Annotated in this window: 11 protein-coding genes and 4 tRNA genes; 9 read left to right on the plus strand and 6 right to left on the minus strand. The window is 69.7% G+C overall.

The window, feature by feature from the left end:
* Nucleotides 1–34: 34 nt before the first annotated feature.
* The 4 genes from ACIQI8_RS28395 to ACIQI8_RS28410 form a co-directional block, all read right to left on the minus strand.
* Nucleotides 35–3,109 (minus strand): FG-GAP-like repeat-containing protein, encoded by a 3,075-nt coding sequence (locus ACIQI8_RS28395; RefSeq protein WP_402356125.1) that lies wholly within the window; start codon nucleotides 3,107–3,109, stop codon nucleotides 35–37.
* 215 nt (nucleotides 3,110–3,324) lie between these two features.
* Entirely contained in the window at nucleotides 3,325–5,439 is a 2,115-nt protein-coding gene (locus ACIQI8_RS28400; protein ID WP_402356128.1) for a DEAD/DEAH box helicase, read from the minus strand.
* A 235-nt stretch (nucleotides 5,440–5,674) separates the two neighbouring features.
* Nucleotides 5,675–6,199, minus strand: a complete 525-nt coding sequence (locus ACIQI8_RS28405) for a hypothetical protein (protein WP_402356131.1) — start codon at nucleotides 6,197–6,199, stop codon at nucleotides 5,675–5,677.
* Between the two features lie 76 nt (nucleotides 6,200–6,275).
* Nucleotides 6,276–6,626, minus strand: coding sequence for a metallopeptidase family protein (locus ACIQI8_RS28410; protein WP_185146159.1), 351 nt, complete (start codon nucleotides 6,624–6,626; stop codon nucleotides 6,276–6,278).
* An 85-nt stretch (nucleotides 6,627–6,711) separates the two neighbouring features.
* Between ACIQI8_RS28410 and ACIQI8_RS28415 the strand changes: the two genes are divergently transcribed.
* The 8 genes from ACIQI8_RS28415 to ACIQI8_RS28450 all read left to right on the plus strand — a co-directional run bounded on the left by ACIQI8_RS28415 (nucleotide 6,712) and on the right by ACIQI8_RS28450 (nucleotide 14,129).
* Nucleotides 6,712–8,316, plus strand: coding sequence for a metallophosphoesterase (locus ACIQI8_RS28415; RefSeq protein ID WP_402356135.1), 1,605 nt, complete (start codon nucleotides 6,712–6,714; stop codon nucleotides 8,314–8,316).
* 81 nt (nucleotides 8,317–8,397) lie between these two features.
* Nucleotides 8,398–8,470 (plus strand) — tRNA-Glu (locus ACIQI8_RS28420).
* A 424-nt stretch (nucleotides 8,471–8,894) separates the two neighbouring features.
* Nucleotides 8,895–8,969: transfer RNA gene (locus ACIQI8_RS28425), tRNA-Asp, on the plus strand.
* A gap of 27 nt (nucleotides 8,970–8,996) precedes the next feature.
* A tRNA-Phe gene (locus ACIQI8_RS28430) sits at nucleotides 8,997–9,070 on the plus strand.
* A gap of 146 nt (nucleotides 9,071–9,216) precedes the next feature.
* A complete protein-coding gene (locus ACIQI8_RS28435; protein WP_402356138.1) occupies nucleotides 9,217–9,555 on the plus strand; it encodes a hypothetical protein in 339 nt (112 codons plus the stop codon).
* Between the two features lie 75 nt (nucleotides 9,556–9,630).
* The gene (gene hrpA / locus ACIQI8_RS28440; RefSeq protein ID WP_402356140.1) at nucleotides 9,631–13,575 is read left to right on the plus strand and encodes an ATP-dependent RNA helicase HrpA; all 3,945 of its coding nucleotides are present in this window, start codon (nucleotides 9,631–9,633) and stop codon (nucleotides 13,573–13,575) included.
* Between the two features lie 94 nt (nucleotides 13,576–13,669).
* Nucleotides 13,670–13,744 (plus strand) — tRNA-Asp (locus ACIQI8_RS28445).
* 193 nt (nucleotides 13,745–13,937) lie between these two features.
* The gene (locus ACIQI8_RS28450) at nucleotides 13,938–14,129 is read left to right on the plus strand and encodes a DUF6274 family protein (protein ID WP_402356143.1); all 192 of its coding nucleotides are present in this window, start codon (nucleotides 13,938–13,940) and stop codon (nucleotides 14,127–14,129) included.
* A 435-nt stretch (nucleotides 14,130–14,564) separates the two neighbouring features.
* Here the strand turns inward: ACIQI8_RS28450 and bldC are convergent, their stop codons facing one another.
* Both bldC and ACIQI8_RS28460 read right to left on the minus strand, forming a co-directional pair.
* Entirely contained in the window at nucleotides 14,565–14,771 is a 207-nt protein-coding gene (gene bldC / locus ACIQI8_RS28455; protein ID WP_003949541.1) for a developmental transcriptional regulator BldC, read from the minus strand.
* A gap of 533 nt (nucleotides 14,772–15,304) precedes the next feature.
* Complete coding sequence (locus ACIQI8_RS28460) at nucleotides 15,305–16,147, minus strand: hypothetical protein (RefSeq protein WP_402356146.1); 843 nt, start codon at nucleotides 16,145–16,147, stop codon at nucleotides 15,305–15,307.
* A gap of 406 nt (nucleotides 16,148–16,553) precedes the next feature.
* Here ACIQI8_RS28460 and ACIQI8_RS28465 point away from each other — a divergent pair, with 406 nt between their 5' ends.
* Entirely contained in the window at nucleotides 16,554–17,657 is a 1,104-nt protein-coding gene (locus ACIQI8_RS28465) for a Leu/Phe/Val dehydrogenase (protein ID WP_402356149.1), read from the plus strand.
* The last annotated feature ends 7 nt before the right edge of the window (nucleotides 17,658–17,664 follow it).

Genomic DNA, 17,664 nt, shown 5'->3' on the forward strand with positions numbered 1-17,664 from the left:
GTCACAACTTGGCTAGAAATCGGCGCTCGGGCCGCTAGAAGAGACCTTTGTAGCGCTGCCAGCCCGTCCCGATCCTCACGCGGGTGCCGAACGTGCCCTTGCCCGTGCCGTTGAGGCGGTACAGGTTGCCGGCCGTGTCGCGGGCGACCAGGTCGGCCCTGCCGTCCCCGGTGATGTCCCCGGCACCGACGACCACGTTGTACGAGCCACCCCAGCTCGCCGCAAGCTTCACGCGCGCGCCGAACGTGCCCCTGCCCGCGCCGTAGTAGCGGTACAGGTTGTCGGCCTTGTCCTGCGCGACCAGGTCGCCGATGCCGTCACCGTTCAGGTCACCGGCCCCGACGACCTTCTTGTACGTCTTCCAGTTGTCGTACAGCTTCACGCGCGCCGACAACTTCCCGGTGCTGGTGCCCTTGTAGAGGTAGACGGCACCGGTGGAGGCGTTGCGGGCGATCAGGTCGGGGCGGCCGTCCTTGGTGACGTCCCCGGGGGCGGTGAGGACGTCGTACTGGTTCCAGCCGGTGCCCAGCGTCGTGTACGGCGACGTCGAGTCCAGGGGGTCGTCGCACCCCGGCCGGTACAGCCGTAGGGTGCCGCTGCTCAGCCGTGCCAGGACGTCGTTGCAGTTGTCACCGTTCAGGTCCCCGACCGGCACCGCCTTGATCGTCGAGGACCAGCCGGTGCCGATCGCCGACGTGCTGAACGTCCCGCTGCCGCCACTGCGCTCGACGGTCAACTCGCCCTGGGAGTCGAGGGTGAGCAGGTCGCCCCGGCCGTCCGCGCCGGCGTAGTCGTGGTGCACCACGCGGCCGGCCGTCAGCCGGACCGAGCCCTGGAGCGACAGCGGTGCGCCCGCTCCGTCGGCCGGCGTGACCGACAGCGTCCAGTCGTACGGACCGCTGGGGAGAAGCTTCGTGCCGCTCACGCCGTCCCAGACGATCTTCAGCTCGCCGCGCACTGGTCCACCGGTCGACGTGTCGACGACCTTGCCGGTCGCCTTGTCACGCACCGTCAGCGTCCAGTTCTCGGCAGGCTTCGACAGCGGCACCACAGTGAGCGGGTACACCGCCGGATCGGTCTTGCGGGCCTCCAGTTCCGTCTCACGGAACACCTCGCCCAGCGGCCGCAGCGGCTGCTGGACCACCCCGGACGGCACCAGGTGCACCTGCTCCTGGGCGTCCACGTAGGCCACGTTCGCCCCGGACTCGTCCACCGTCCAGCGCACGTCCCGCTGCGAGAGGCCGGTGTCGGGCAGATCGCCGATGACCCGGCTCGCGGGGGTGCCGTCCGCGACCGCGGTGAGCGTCAGTTTCCCGGCCGCCCTGTCGTGCGTGACGACGTATCCGTCCCCCAGCTTGGCCTCACCGACCGGAACGGGCACCGACTTCTTCGTCGTACGGTCGTACACCCCCGCCTTGTCACCGCAGTTCCAGTACAACCAGCGGCCCAGCGCCTGAAGTTCGGTGGGCGCGCAGCCGGCGTCGGTGGTCACGGTGTCGGTGGTCTTCTGCTGCGTCAGGTCGTACGCGGTGACGGTGCCGGGGCTCGCGCCCGGGGACCACAGGACGTCACCGGAGAGGGCCGAGGGGCCCGCGGCGCGGGTGAGGATCGGGGAGATGGTGGCGTCGACCCGGTAGACGCGCTGCTCGGTGGGCGTGGTGTGGAGCACGTACGCGCCGGAGACGTCGGTGATCCGGCCACCCGCGGGAACGCTCACCTCCCGCAGATAGTTGTAGGGGCCGCCGTCCTCGGCCTTGATCCGGTCCCCGCCGGAGCCCCGCTCCAGCCACACCAGCCCGGCCGTCGTACCGAACAACTGCGAGCAGCCGAGATCCGCCACCGGACAGGGAGACAGCACCCGGCCGCCTCCGTCGTACGACGAACGGCTGCCGAACGTCGGCGTCCCGGTCGCGGCAACGGTCCGCACATACGTGTCGCGGTAGCCGTTGCTGGGATCCACGACGACCAGCCGCCCCTGGTCCAGTGCCAGCCCCTGGATCCTGTACATCGGCTTCGGCAGCGCCCTGACCATCGTGACCGTGGGGCTGCCGTCCGCGCCGGGGGCGATGCGCTGGATGCCCCACTGCCCCGAGCCGGTGCGTCCGATCATGACCGCGGTGCCGTCGGCGACGGCGGAGGCGCCGGGGCTGGACGAGGTCAGGACCGTCACCTCGGGGCCCCCGGAGAGGGGCTTGGCGACGACCGCTGTGCCGGCGCTGGGCCGGTGGATCAGCCAGTCGCCGACAATGGACAGGTCCTCCGCGGGGTTCACACCGCTGCCGCCGAGGGTGACCTCGGTCGGGGCGGCGGACAGGTCGGAGCGCGAATAGACCAGGACGGTCGGGTCGTTGAGGTTGAACATCACCACGTGATCAGGGGTGACCCGCGCCTTGAGATAGACCTTGGAGCGCGGCGGGGTCAGGCTCAGCACCTGTCCCGTCACCCGGTCGACCAGCACCGACAGCGTCTGGCCGTTCCGTGTGGCCTGGAAGAGCAGCCCTTGGGCGTCGCCGCCCAGCGCGGTCCCGAGGTTCACCCCGTCGGGCAGCCCGGTGACCGGTACGTCACGGGTGGTGCCATCGGTGTCCGGGAACAGCAGGTGCACCTCCCGCCGGGCGGTCCCGTCCCCGTCCTGCACGGTGCGCCAGCCGACCACGAGGTCGCCGTACGCGGAGAGCACGGACAGGCCGGAGGGCACATGGATCGTACGAGTGGTTCCGTCGACGGCGTTCCACAGGTCGACGCGGCTCTCGACGGAGTAGACGTACGCGAGGACGTCGCTGCCCGTCCCGTACCGCGCGAAGGTCCCCGCCGGCGTCGGCACCGGTACGGACCGCCCGTCCGCGTACCGCGTCCAGACCCGCCCGGCGCCCTCCAGCGTGTGGAAGACGCCCTGCGCCCCGGCACCGTCGCGCCCGTTGTACGTCGACGGGCTCTGCAGCGTCGCCGAGGTGTAGGTGTCCCGCTGGGCCGCCGGCACCACCGTCTCCTGCGGTGCGTCCTGCGACCCCTCGGCGACGGCGGTGGCCGGCAGGAGCGGAGCCAGACCGGCCGCCAGCACGGCGGAGGCGGCCAGCAGGCGCAGGCGTATGTGGGCACGACGAGCCAAGGAAGACCCTCCCCGAAACATGAGGCGGGACGTACACCGATGCTCGATGTCCCAGGCCCCCCGGCCGGCGCATCCGCCTCTCAAGTGCGCTGATCTTACAGGGACTTCACAGCTGGACGGGCGAGCGTTTTCGGGCGGCTCGGTTACGCGGGCGGAAACGGCGGAAGGGCCCGCACGACCGAAGTCGTACGGACCCTTCCTCAGTTCACGCAGGCTCAGCCGTTGCGCTTCCAGCGCGGCTTGTCGTCGCGGCGGCCGAAGGAACCGGTGCCGGTGCCCGTGCCGGTGGTGCCGCGGTGGCCCGGGCGGTCGTGGCCGCCGGCGCGGAAGCCGGGGCGGTCGCCCTGGCGGTCACGGTTGAACGGGCGGTCGCTGCCCCGGTGACCGGTCGCGGGACGGTCGTCACGGCGGAAGCCGCCACGGTCGTTGTCCCGACGGTCGTTGTCGCGGCGGAAGCCACCACCCGTGGGGCGCTCGTCACGGCGCTCGAAGGAACGGCCACCGCGGTCGCCGTCACGACGGTCGCTGTTGAAGCCGCCGGAGGGACGGTCGTCGCGACGGAAGCCGCCACGGTCGCTGCCACCGCGGTCGTCACGGCGGAAGCCACCCGAGGGGCGGTCGTCACGACGCTCGAAGGAACGGCCACGGTCGCTGCCGCCACGGTCGTCACGGCGGAAGCCACCGGAGGGACGCTCGTCGCGACGCTCGAAGGAACGGCCACCGTCACGACGGTCGTTGTCGCGGCGGAAGCCACCCGACGGGCGGTCGTCACGACGGTCACGGCGCTCGTAGTTGCCGCGCTCGTCACGCTGCTGACGCGGACGCTCGTACGAGGACGCCTCACGGACCGGCGCCTCGGCGGCGGCCTTCTCGGCCGCGGCCTCCACGACGGCGGCGGCCTCGGCCACCGCTGCCTCGGGGTCGTCGCCCCGCTCACGGGCGGCACGGGCGATCAGCCGGTCGGACTCCTCGCGCAGCTCGGACGCGCGGCGGGTGGCCCGCTCCAGCTCCTTGGTGAGCTGGGCGACCTCGCGCTCGGCCTGCTGCGCGGCGTCGCCCGCCGACTGGGCCTGGACCTCGGTCATCGAACGGGCGCCGGTGATCTCGGCGACCTCGGGCTCGAAGGCCGTACCGGAGTTGATGATGTGACGGCCGGCGTCGACGCCCGCGTCCTCCATCTGCCGGAAGATCTGGCGCCGCTGGTGCGGCAGGGAGAGCGAGACGACGGTGCCGGTGCGGCCCGCGCGGGCGGTACGGCCCGCACGGTGCAGGTAGTCCTTGTGGTCGCCGGCCGGGTCCACGTTCAGGACCAGGTCGATGCCGTCGACGTGGATACCGCGGGCGGCGACGTCGGTCGCGACGAGCGCGTTGACGTAGCCGTCCTTGAAGTCCGCCAGCGTCCGCGTACGGGCGCCCTGCGTCATGCCGCCGTGCAGCGCGTCGGCCTTCACGCCGGACTCGCGCAGCTGCTCGGCGATGCGGTCGGCGCCCAGCTGGGTGCGGACGAAGATGATCGTGCGGCCCTTGCGGGAGGCGATCGCGGCGGTGACCGGCGCCTTGTCCTTGGGCTTCACGATGAGGATGTGGTGGGACATCGTGGTGACGTTGCCCTGCGCGCTGTCGACCTCGTGCGTGACCTCGTCGGTCAGGTAGCGCTTGACCAGCGTGGAGATCTCGTTCTCCATCGTGGCCGAGAACAGCATGCGCTGGCCGCCGGCCGGGACCTGGTCGAGCAGCTCGGTGACCTCGGGCAGGAAGCCCAGGTCGGACATCTGGTCGGCCTCGTCGATGACGGCGATCTGGACGTTCTCCAGGGAGCAGGCACCGCGGTTGATGATGTCGCGCAGGCGGCCGGGCGTGGCGACCAGCACATCCACACCCCTCTCCAGGGCGTAGATCTGGTTGCCCATCGACGTACCGCCGCAGACGACCTTCATCTTGAGGCCGAGGACGTCGCCGTAGGGCTGGAGGGCGTCCGCGACCTGCATCGCGAGCTCGCGGGTCGGGGTGAGGATGACCGCGCGCGGCTTGTGCTTCTCGGTGCGGCCGCCGGCCAGCTGGGCCAGGGTCGGCAGACCGAAGGAGAGGGTCTTGCCGGAGCCGGTGCGGCCACGGCCGAGGATGTCCTTGCCGGCCAGGGCGTCCGGGATGGTCGCCGCCTGGATCGGGAAGGGGACCGTCACGCCGTTCTGCGCGAGCTTGCGCACGACGCCCTCGGGGAGGCCGAGGGACGCGAAGGTCACCTCGGGCGCCTCCACGGCGGCGTCCACGGTCGTCTCGTCGCCCTCGTTCTCGGGCATGACGACGTGATCAGTACTGGAAATGGACATGCGAATGCGAAACCTTCCGGAGTATCCGTCGGCACGCGCCCGTCAACTCCGTGATTCGCTATCGACCGCCTCAATGCGGTCCGCCACGGCAAGGGAGAGTACGCGCCACACGGCGCGCTCTGCAGTGGCGCCGGGCAATGGGATCAAACGATCTACCACCATACGCACCCCGCACCCCCGACGGCAAACGAAGTCAGCCTGACTTGACGTAGCTCACATGCGAGGGGGTCGGCCCTTACGCCGGGGTACCCGCCGTGGGCGCCGGCTCGCGGTCCGCCAGCTGCGGTCCCGCCTCCGGGTGCGCCGACGACGAGGGCTCGGCGGACGGCGGGGGCGGCTCCGGGGAGGCGGGCGGCTCGGGTGAGGCGGGCGGGGGCGGGGGCTGCTCGGACTGGGTCGCCGTGGGCGGCGCCTTGGTAGGCGCCGGGTCCCCCGGCTTCTCGGTCCTGCCCGGCTTGCCCTTCACGGGAGCGGACGCGCTCGCGCCGGCCGAGGGTGACGTGGACGGACTCGCCGACTCCCCCGGCTTCCCGTGGCCCTTCCTGCCCCCGTGCTTGGCGTCCCCCGCCGCCCCGAGCCCGACACCGCCCCCCGCCAGTCCGGTGCCCCCGTCCGGGGCCTCACCGCCGTGCCGGCCGGCGGAGTGCGACGGCTTCGCGCTCCCGCCCTCACCGTCGTCCCCCACGCTCATACAGCCGGCCACGGCGGCGACGGCCACGACCGTGACCGCGAGACGAACGGGTACGTACAAGGCGCGCACGGGCAGCCACCTCCGAGCGGGGAAAGGGAGTCAACCTCCCCAACTCCCGCCGCCCACAAGAGGACACGCACCGCGCTCACCCGTACCCCAGAGCGTGCAACCGCGCGTCGTCGATCCCGAAGTGGTGGGCGATCTCGTGCACGACCGTCACCTCGGTCTCCGCCACGACCTCCTCCCGCGTCTCGCACATCCTGAGCGTCGGCCCGCGGTAGATCGTGATCCGGTCCGGCAGGACACCGGCGTACCACTCCCCGCGATCCGTCAGCGGCGTCCCCTCGTAGAGCCCGAGCAGCTCGGGGTCGTTCGCCGGCGGCTCGTCCTCGACGAACACCGCCACGTTGTCCATCAGCCGTGTCAGCTCCGGCGGGATCCGGTCCAGCGACTCGGCGACCAGTTCCTCGAACTCCTCGCGCGTCATCTCCAGCACCCACCCATTGTCGGCCACCGGACGCCCGTACGAGAGACATGGACCCACCCGCATATCCGGCGGCGCACCTGGGCATACGGGACCAATGGTCCGCGTCCCCGCCGCCGCACTGTCCGTTCCGCAATGGCTACGAAGGGTTCCGCGCACCCTCGCCCGCCGCCGGCGCGCACACCGCCCGCAGCCCACCGCCGTTCTCGTCCCCCGGACCAACCCGTGGATCCGCGCCCTCGGCCTGGTCCTCGTCGTGGTGCTCGGGGCGTGGCTGGGACTGCTCGTCGTGGGCAATGTGCGGGTCCCCGTCGGCCCCATGGACACCACGATGACCCTGCGCCCCTCCCTCACCGGCGGCACGAAGATCGACATCTCCCCCCTCGGCGCCCTCCAGCTCGACAGCCACCACGCGCCCGTCCGCCTCGACGTCAACGTCGACCAGCTCGACCCGGTCCGCGCGCAGGCCCTCGTCGACCACCCCGAGCGCCTGTCGGGACTCCAGGACGAGGTCGCCCACGACGTCGCACACGGCACCCTCGACCTCGCCGTGCGCTCCGCGGTCGCCGTCGTCTCCGGCGCCACCGCCCTCGGTCTCGCCGTCTACCGCCGCCCCCGGCGCGCCCTCGCCGCCGGCACCACCGCCCTCGCCCTCCTGCTGGCCAGCGGCGTCTCGGCGTACGCGACCTGGAACTCCGAATCCATCCTGGAACCGAAGTACTCCGGCCTGCTCTCCTCGGCCCCCTCGCTGGTCGGCAACGCGCGCAACATCGTCACCGAATTCGACGTCTACCAGAAGGAGTTGGCGCGCCTGGTGACGAACGTGACCAAGCTCTACGACGTCACGTCCACACTCCCGGCCTACCAGCCCGACCCGACCTCGATCCGCGTGCTGCACGTGTCCGACATCCACCTCAACCCGGCGAGCTGGAAGATCATCGCCTCGCTGGTGGACCAGTACAAGGTGGACGTGATCGTCGACTCCGGCGACACCATGGACCACGGCACGGCCGCGGAGAACGGCTTCCTCGACCCCATCGCCGACCTCGGGGCGCCCTACGTCTGGGTCCGCGGCAACCACGACTCCGAGGCCACCCAGCGCTACCTGGAGCGCATGAAGAACGTCCACGTCCTCGACGGCGGCCGCGCCGAGACCGTCGCCGGTCTGCGCTTCGCCGGCATCGGCGACCCGCAGTTCACGCCCGACCGCTCGAACGCGGAGGGCGCCGAAGCCTCCGAGGAGCTCGCGGGCGCCCGCCTCGCCGCGGCCCTGCACGACCAGAAGGTGGCCGGCACCCCGGTCGACATCGCCGTCGCCCACGAACCGTCCGCGGCCCGCGAGACGGACGGCGAGGTGCCGCTGGTCCTGTGCGGGCACCTGCACCACGAGGGCGACGAGATCCTCAAGTACGGCACCCGGCTGCGCATGGAGGGCTCGACGGGCGGAAGCGGCCTGCGCGCCCTCGAACACAAGTACCCCGCCCCCATCGAGGCCTCGATCCTCTACTTCGACCGGGACACCCGCCGCCTCCAGGCCTGGGACGCGATCAAACTCGGCGGCCTGGGCGAGACGACCGCCGAGGTCTCCCGCCACCTCCCGGACGACAACAAGCCGGGCGCGGTCCCGTCGTCCCCGGGCCCCTCCGATCCCACCCCACCGTCCTCGTCCTCCCCTGGGTCCTCGTCCCCCTCCGCCCCGTAAACAGTTTTGGCGATCCCTCCCGCGATCCCATATGCTCCTCACGTCCCCTGACGCGTCGCGAGACGCCCAGGCGAGCCGAGAGCCCTCATCGTCTAGCGGCCTAGGACGCCGCCCTTTCAAGGCGGTAGCACGGGTTCGAATCCCGTTGGGGGTACTGGCTTTCAGCTGAACGGCAATGGCGATGGGCCCGAGGATTCCTCGGGCCCATCGCCTTTGCCGTGTGGCGCGGCAGAGGTCAGTGGACGCCGTCGGTGAAGGGTTCGCCGTGGCCGTGAAGGACGGCGGCAACTACGGCGTCACCGGCCTGTGTTGCGACTTGACGGGCTCCCAGGCAGCCGTACGCACCGGCGAACCAGCGCCCACGGGCGACGCCACCACCCCATGCGTACCCACCGCCTCCGAGGGGTCCGGACCCCTTCTCACATGGGCCTGGGCACACCCCGTGGTCTGATACGCTTTTCCAGCGACATCGGCCGCCGGCCAGTGCGAATCGAAGGTCGCAGCGTCCCTCCCCACGAGAATTCAATCCCGTTGGGAACACGCGACACCGTGTGCGAGACTGTCGTACGCAACAGCATGGTCCTGTGGAGCAGTTTGGAGTGCTCGCCACCCTGTCAAGGTGGAGGCCGCGGGTTCAAATCCCGTCAGGACCGCTGAGGTTTCTTTTCCAGGAATCTCGTGGCTGGGTAGCTCAGTTGGTACGAGCGATCGCCTGAAAAGCGATAGGTCGCCGGTTCGATCCCGGCCCCAGCCACCTCCCGAAGACCCCGTCCCAACGGACGGGGTCTTCGTCGTGCGCGTCCGGCTTGGCAGCCTCCCCGCCCGGCGCTACCTTCTGGGCTGATCGGTGGCTCGGGGCGCCGGCTGATGCGGGTGGGGCAGGGAACGATGAAGCGGGATATGGCCGGGACCGCCGGGGCACTTGCGCTGGAGCGGGACCGGGCTCGGTTCGGACTGATGGCCGTGGTGTTCAGCAATCTCGCGATCGCCGGGGTAGCGCTCTTCGGGGTATGGCGGCTCGACGGCGACAAGGCGGTGATGGTCGGGGTGCTGACGTCGGCGTTCACCGCCGTGAGCAGCATGACCACGGCCTATCTGGGGATCAAGGCCGTCTCGAACACCGCCCAGTCCTTCGCCATGGGGGACGGTGAGGCGCGGGGGCCGTCGGCGCCGACGGCTGCCCCGCCGGTGGCCCCGCCGACCGTCACGCCTGGCCCTCCCGAGCAGCGCACTCCCTAGAACCGGTACGGGTCGGGGCACCCCGCGGCAAATCATTCGCCACGGATTTCTCCGGGATGAGATCCTGGATCCCGTATGTCTACGCACCCTGCCCCCGCCCTCGGCGCCCTCGCCCCCCGCCTGACCGAGCTGTCCCTGCGCGATGCGCATCGGCTCGGGCGCAGGCTCGAAGGTGCGCGCAAGATCCGTAAGCCCGAGGCTCGGGCCGCCGTCCTCGCCGAGATCGAGGTGGAGGTCGGCCGGGCCGAGGAGCGGATGGAGGTGCGGCGGGCGCGGGTGCCCGCCGTCTCGTATCCGGAGCAGTTGCCGGTCAGCCAGAAGAAGGACGAGATCGCGGCGGCCATCCGTGATCACCAGGTCGTGATCGTGGCCGGTGAGACGGGGTCCGGGAAGACCACGCAGATCCCGAAGATCTGTCTGGAGCTCGGGCGCGGTGTCCGGGGCATGATCGGGCACACCCAGCCCCGGCGGATCGCCGCGCGTACGGTCGCCGAGCGGGTCGCGGAGGAACTGGACACCCCGCTCGGCGAGGCCGTGGGCTGGAAGGTGCGGTTCACCGACCAGGTGAGTCCGGACTCGACCTTCGTGAAGCTGATGACGGACGGCATCCTGCTCGCCGAGATCCAGACCGACCGTGAGCTGCGCGCCTACGACACGATCATCATCGACGAGGCCCACGAGCGGTCCCTGAACATCGATTTCCTGCTCGGGTATCTCGCGCAGTTGCTGCCTCAGCGGCCCGATCTGAAGGTCGTGATCACGTCCGCGACCATCGATCCCGAGCGGTTCTCCCGGCACTTCGGGGACGCGCCGATCGTCGAGGTCAGCGGGCGGACCTATCCGGTGGAGGTGCGGTACCGGCCGCTCCTTGAGGAGGACTCCGAGGACTCCGACCGGGATCAGATCACCGCGATCACGGACGCCGTCGAGGAGTTGATGGGCGAGGGGAAGGGGGACATCCTCGTCTTCCTCTCCGGGGAGCGGGAGATCCGCGACACCGCGGACGCGCTGGAGAAGAAGAAGTACCGCTTCACCGAGGTGCTGCCGCTGTACGCCCGGCTCTCGCACGCCGAGCAGCATCGCGTGTTCCAGCAGCACAGCGGGCGCAGGATCGTTCTGGCTACGAACGTCGCGGAGACCTCCCTGACGGTCCCCGGCATCAAGTTCGTGATCGACCCGGGCTTCGCCCGCATCAGCCGCTACAGCCATCGAACGAAGGTGCAGCGGCTGCCGATCGAGGCGATCTCGCAGGCAAGTGCCAACCAGCGCAAGGGCCGTTGCGGGCGTACGTCGGACGGCATCTGCATCCGGCTCTACACCGAGGAGGACTTCCTCGCCCGGCCGGAGTTCACGGACGCGGAGATCCTCCGTACGAACCTCGCCTCCGTCATCCTGCAGATGACCGCGGCCGGGCTCGGCGAGATCGAGAAGTTCCCGTTCATCGATCCGCCGGACCACCGCAACATCCGTGACGGCGTACAGCTGTTGCAGGAGCTGAACGCGCTGGACCCGGAGCAGAAGGACCCGCGCAAGCGGCTCACGGAGACCGGCCGCAAGCTGGCCCAGCTGCCGGTGGACCCGCGGCTGGCCCGGATGGTGCTGGAGGCGGACCGGAACGGCTGTGCGCGGGAGGTCATGGTCATAGCCGCCGCGCTGTCCATCCAGGACCCGCGCGAGCGCCCCGCCGAGAAGCAGGCGCAGGCCGACCAGCAGCACGCCCGGTTCAAGGACGAGAGCAGTGACTTCCTCGCGTATCTGAACCTGTGGCGGTACGTCCGCGAGCAGCAGCGTGAGCGGGGCTCGTCGTCGTTCCGCCGCATGTGCAAGCAGGAGTACCTGAACTTCCTGCGGATCCGTGAGTGGCAGGACATCTACACCCAACTCCGCACGGTGGCCAAGCAGATGGGCATCCATCTGAACGAGGAGGACGCGCCCGAGCAGCGCGTCCATGTCTCGCTGCTGGCCGGGCTGCTCTCGCACGTCGGCATGAAGGACGTGAAGGACGGCAACAAGAACGAGTATCTGGGCGCGCGCAGCGCCAAGTTCGCGATCTTCCCGGGTTCGGCGCTGTTCAAGAAGCAGCCGAAGTTCGTCATGTCGGCGGAGCTGGTGGAGACTTCGCGGCTGTGGGCGCGGGTCAACGCGAAGATCGAGCCGGAGTGGGTCGAGCCGCTCGCCGAGCACCTGCTGAAGCGGACGTACAGCGAACCGCACTGGGAGAAGGACCAGGCGGCCGTGATGGCCTTCGAGAAGGTCACGCTGTACGGCGTACCGATCGTGGCGCAGCGGAAGGTGAACTACGGCCGGATCGATCCGGAGGTCAGCCGTGAGCTGTTCATCCGGAACGCGCTGGTGGAGGGCGACTGGCGCACGCACCACAAGTTCTTCGCCGACAACCGCCGACTCCTCAGCGAGGTGGAGGAGCTGGAGCACCGGGCGCGGCGCCGGGACATCGTGGTCGACGACGAGACGCTGTACGACTTCTACGACGAGCGGGTGCCCGAACACGTCGTGTCCGGGGCGCACTTCGACTCGTGGTGGAAGCGCAAGCGGCACGAGCAGCCGGAGTTCCTGGACTTCGAGCGGGAGATGCTCATCCGGGAGTCGGCCCAGGCGGTCACGAAGGACGACTATCCGGATACGTGGCGTCAGGGGCAGCTGAAGTTCCGGGTGACGTACCAGTTCGAGCCGGGTACGGACGCGGACGGTGTGACGGTCCATGTGCCGTTGCAGGTGCTCAACCAGGTCACGGACGAGGGCTTCGACTGGCAGATCCCCGGGCTGCGGGAGGAAGTGGTGACGGAGCTGATCCGTTCCCTCCCGAAGCCGATCCGCCGCAACTACGTGCCGGCGCCGAACTTCGCGAAGCGCTTTCTGGACACGGCGGTTCCGCTGCAAGAGCCGCTCACGGTGACCATGGCGCGCGAGTTGAAGCGGATGGTCGGAGTCCCGTTCACCGCGGACGACTTCGACTGGTCGAAGGTGCCGGACCATCTGCGCATCACGTTCCGGATCGTGGACGAGCGGCGGCGCAATCTGGCCGAGGACAAGGACCTGGAGGCGCTGCGGCTGCGGCTGAAGCCGAAGGCACGCCAGGCGCTCTCGCAGGCCGCGGCGGCCACGGCCGAGCGCGAGGGCGGCCAGTCGCTGGAACGCAAGGGCCTCACGGACTGGACGATCGGCACACTGACCCGGGTCTTCGAGACGCGTCGGGCCGGGCAGCCGGTGAAGGCGTATCCGGCGCTGGTGGACGACGGCGACACGGTCTCCGTACGCCTCTTCGACACGGAGGCGGAGCAGGCGGAGGCGATGTGGAAGGGCACGCGGCGGCTGATCCTGCGCAACATCCCGGTCAACCCCGCGAAGTTCGCGTCGGAGAAGCTGACGAACGTCCAGAAGCTGGCGCTGTCGTCGAATCCGCACGGGTCGATCCAGGGCCTGTTCGACGACTGTGCGATGGCGGCGGCGGACCGGCTGATCGGTGACTTCGGGGGGCCCGCGTGGGACGAGGAGTCGTACCGGAAGCTGTTCGACAAGGTGCGGGCGGAGATCGTCGACACGACGGTGCGGGCGGTGGAGCAGGTACGGCAGGTGCTGACCGCCTGGCAGTCCTGTGAGCGCCGGCTGAAGGGCATGAACAGTCCGACCCTGCTGCCCAACCTCCGGGACGTACGAGGGCAGTTGGACGCCCTCGTGAGGCCCGGCTTCGTGACGGCGACGGGACTCCGGCGCCTGCCCGACCTCCTGCGCTACCTGACGGCGGCCGACCGGCGCCTCCAGCAGATGCCGACCGGCGTCCAGCGGGACACGTCCCGGATGGAGAAGGTCCACGAGATGCAGGACGAGTACGCGTGGCTGCTGGAGCAGATGCCCCAGGGCCGGCCGGTCCCGTCCTCCGTGCTGGACATCCGCTGGATGATCGAGGAGCTGCGGGTCAGCTATTTCGCCCACGCGCTGGGCACGGCGTACCCCGTCTCGGACAAGCGGATCGTGAAGGCGATCGACGCAGCGGTCCCGTAATCGCCCCTGCACGGTGGGTGAGTTCGACCAGCGCCCCGACCCTCCTGTACAGTCTCTTCTCGCAGCGCAACGCACCAATCGCACTGCGAAACCTGGTCCTGTGGAGCAGTTTGGAGTGCTCGCCACCCTGTCAAGGTGGAGGCCGCGGGTTCAAATCCCGTCAGGACCGCAGTATGAAGAAGCCCGGGTCTTCGGATCCGGGCTTCTTCGCGTTCAGGGAGCCATGCCGGATCGACACTTCCGGTTCAGACCCCTCAAGAGTCCCTCAACGCCTCATGGCGTCTTGACGGCGTCACATTCGCTCGGTACCCAGGGACCAGGGCACGTTCGCGTGCGGCCCGTGCGGCCCCTGGAGGTGGCGTATGGCGGCTTCGGTCAGGCATGAGACGCGGGCGTTACTCCGCGCGCACCTGGCGGCTGCCACGTCCTACCGGCATCTCATGCGCCACTGTCCGATCTGTCATCGCCTGCTGCGGCAGGAGTTGGACTCCGCCCCGCCGGCCCGCGCGGTGGCCGACGAGGTCGTCGAGGACGAGAGTCCCGCCAGTGCGTGAGACGCCAATAGCGCACCCGCGCGCGGAGTAACAAGGACTCTGGCATGTGACGGGAGTCACTGCATGAGTTTCTGAAACCGAGGAATTTACCCCTGTCCTACAACTGGTCAATTTTATATGTGCAATTGCACCAGTCATCGGCCCCTCCCTCGGCCTCCCGTCAGGGCCCCTTCTCAGACTCCGACCAGACTCCGACAAGGTCGCTCACAGCCCCACCGGACCCACCCAACTCATCCACCGCACGCGCACAAAAAAGATCGCGCTGGACCCGGCGGAGTCCAGCGCGATCGACGACGCACCCTTGTCACGTAATGGGAAAGCCCGGAGGGGCTTGGGCGTGGGCTCCGTTGGGGCAGAACCCGCGTCGTTTAGAGCTAGTGATCGGACGTATCGACAAGTTGGGGGACCTGCCGGTTTGCCCGGTTATTCAGTTGTTCAGGCCTCGCTGCGCTGCTGCGGGATGCCCGCGAGCAGAGCACGGACCTCCGCCTCGCGGTAGCGGCGGTGCCCGCCGAGCGTACGGATCGACGTGAGCTTGCCGGCCTTCGCCCACCGCGTGACCGTCTTGGGGTCAACACGGAACATCGTGGCGACCTCAGCCGGGGTCAGCAGCGGCTCGGCATCAGGGGTGCGAGCGGTCATGAGCGGCCTCCTCGGGAGAACCGAACCTTCTCGGTTCTTTCCTCTAAATTCTGCACCTTGACCCGCGTTGCCCGAAATGGCGGACGCGAGTCGAGTCGGTTATAGGACGAACGGCTTGTCCTCGGCACTACAACTACACCATCTGTCCAACCACGTAGGCCAAACCGATGGAATTGCCCCTCCAGGTATCCATCAGCGACGGAAGCCGATGGACCATGCCATAGCGGACAGTCACGCCACTGTGACGATCAGTCACAGGGCGATCAGGAGTCATCAGACCCCCCAAAGCGTGCAATGCGAGCGGAGTCCTCCCCGGACTCCTTGTCCTATTTTGGCATGAGGAGGGGTAAGGGACGCAAGGGCCGCGTACGTGCGGTCCGTCACGCTTGCCCCTTGTTGACTCGTTGTTGACACATAAGCCCGGATCGGGACCTACGTCCCATGTGGACGCGACATCAAGAAGCAAGGGCGACTCGCACGAATGCACGAGCCGGTGTCAGGACGAAACCCCAAAACGGGCGATTCGTCAAACGTCAGTTCGCGGAGCGCCGGTCCCTGACCGACCGCCAGCGGTCCACGAGGCGTGCGTACGCCGCTCCCGCGGCCGCCCCGTCGCCGTGCCGCAGGGCCTCGATCCCCTCGGCGACGTCCGCCGCCGAGTGGTCGTCCTCCAGCTCGCCGGGCGGCAGGGTGTGCACGAGCCCGCCGTAGTCCAGCTCCACCAGCGAGCGCGGATGGAACTCCTCCAGCCAGCGCCCGACATCCAGCAGACCGTCCATCAGCGGCCCCTCGTCGAGGGTGTCCCGCAGCGTCCGCAGGGCCCGCGCCACGCGCCGGCGGGCCTGCACCATCGGCGTGCGGTAGCGCAGCGCGGGCGGGATCTCGCCGGAGCCCTTGTCGAAGCGCCGCTCCTCGTCGGAGACGAGCACGAACCAGTGCAGCGGCACCTGCCAGGTCGCGGTGAGGATCCACGGGCGGGCGTCCGGGTTGCGCAGCAGCCAGCGCTCGTAGTCCTGGGTCGCCTGGCGTCGTACGACCTCCGGCAGGACCGCCTCAAGGACCGGCGCCGGCAGTTCCTCGGGCAGCTCCTGGAGGGCCTGCCAGCCGCGCAGCCGGGTGCGCCAGGGGCACACGCAGACCACACCGTCGGCATCCAGCACGAAGGCGTCACTGCTCTCGTGCACCGGCACCGGGATGGGCGGGGTGGGCAGCAGGTCGGCCAGGGAGCGGCGCAGCTCGTCCTGGTAGGAGGGGCGGTCCGGGCGGCGGGCGTAGCGTGCCCAGTGGGTGCGCTCCGGCTCCGGGAAGGCGGCCAGCGGTTCGTACACGCGCAGATACGTCGCATACGGGACGATCACCGAGGACACCTTGGGCACGCCTGCTCCATCCCCCGCCCACCAACGGGAAAACCTGCGGAACCCGCTCACAAACGGGCGGGAAATCTATCCAAATCGTCGCACGGACGCATCACATGAGTACGTGATCCTGAGCACTGCGCGGTGGCCGGACACCCCAAGGCCCTAGGGTCTGTCTTTCGGATCAGGTCGGCTGTGAGGCTCGGTGCCTCTTGGCCGACCCGAGCGGGGTCTGGTGCGTGCAGCTGCAAGGCGGAGGAGGGCGGCGACGCGGAGCGTCGACAACCGACGACAACGCCGCAGATGTGCGTGCCAGACCCCGCGACGCCGACATGATCCGAAAGACAGGCCCTAATCTCGTCTCACAGCCCCCGCCACCCATGGGAGCTCGTCTCCAACCGCCGCTACTTACCCAGGAGTCACTACAGTGACCGATGTAACCGGCGCACCTGCTGACGCACTGCACACCCTGTTCCACACGGACCAGGGCGGTCACGAGCAGGTCGTGCTCTGCCAGGACCGCGCCTCCGGCCTCAAGGCCGTGATCGCCATCCACAGCACCGCCCTCGGCCCCGCGCTCGGCGGTACGCGCTTCTACCCGTACGCGAGCGAGCAGGAAGCCGTCGCCGACGCGCTGAACCTCGCCCGCGGGATGTCGTACAAGAACGCCATGGCCGGTCTCGACCACGGCGGCGGCAAGGCCGTGATCATCGGCGATCCGGACCGCGACAAGACCGAGGACCTGCTGCTCGCCTACGGCCGCATGGTGGCCTCGCTCGGCGGCCGGTACGTCACCGCGTGCGATGTCGGTACGTACGTCGCCGACATGGACGTCGTCGCCCGCGAGTGCCGCTGGACGACCGGGCGTTCACCCGAGAACGGCGGCGCCGGCGACTCCTCCGTACTGACCGCGTTCGGCGTCTACCAGGGCATGCGGGCCAGCGCCCAGCACCTGTGGGGCGACCCCTCGCTGCGCGGCCGCAGGGTCGGCATCGCGGGTGTCGGCAAGGTCGGCCACCACCTGGTGGCGCACCTGCTCGCGGAGGGCGCCGAGGTCGTCGTCACGGACGTGCGCGAGGAGGCCGTACGGCGCATCCTCGACGCGCACCCGGCCGGTGTGAGCGCGGTCGCCGACACCGAGGCGCTGATCCGGGTGGAGGGGCTGGACGTCTACGCGCCCTGCGCGCTCGGCGGGGCCCTCAGCGACGAATCCGTGCCGGTGCTGACCGCCTCGGTCGTGTGCGGCGCCGCCAACAACCAGCTGGAGCACCCGGGCGTCGAGAAGGACCTCGCCGACCGCGGGATCCTCTACGCGCCGGACTACGTGGTGAACGCGGGCGGGGTGATCCAGGTCGCCGACGAGCTGCACGGGTTCGACTTCGAGCGGTGCAAGGCGAAGGCCGCGAAGATCTTCGACACCACGCTGGCTATATTCGCACGTGCGAAGGAGGACGGGATTCCGCCGGCCGCGGCGGCCGACCGGATCGCCGAGCAGCGGATGCACGAGGCGGCCCTGGAAAGGGCCCGCTGAGGTTTGG

The organism is Streptomyces sp. NPDC092369, from assembly GCF_044755245.1.
Taxonomy (GTDB): domain Bacteria; phylum Actinomycetota; class Actinomycetes; order Streptomycetales; family Streptomycetaceae; genus Streptomyces.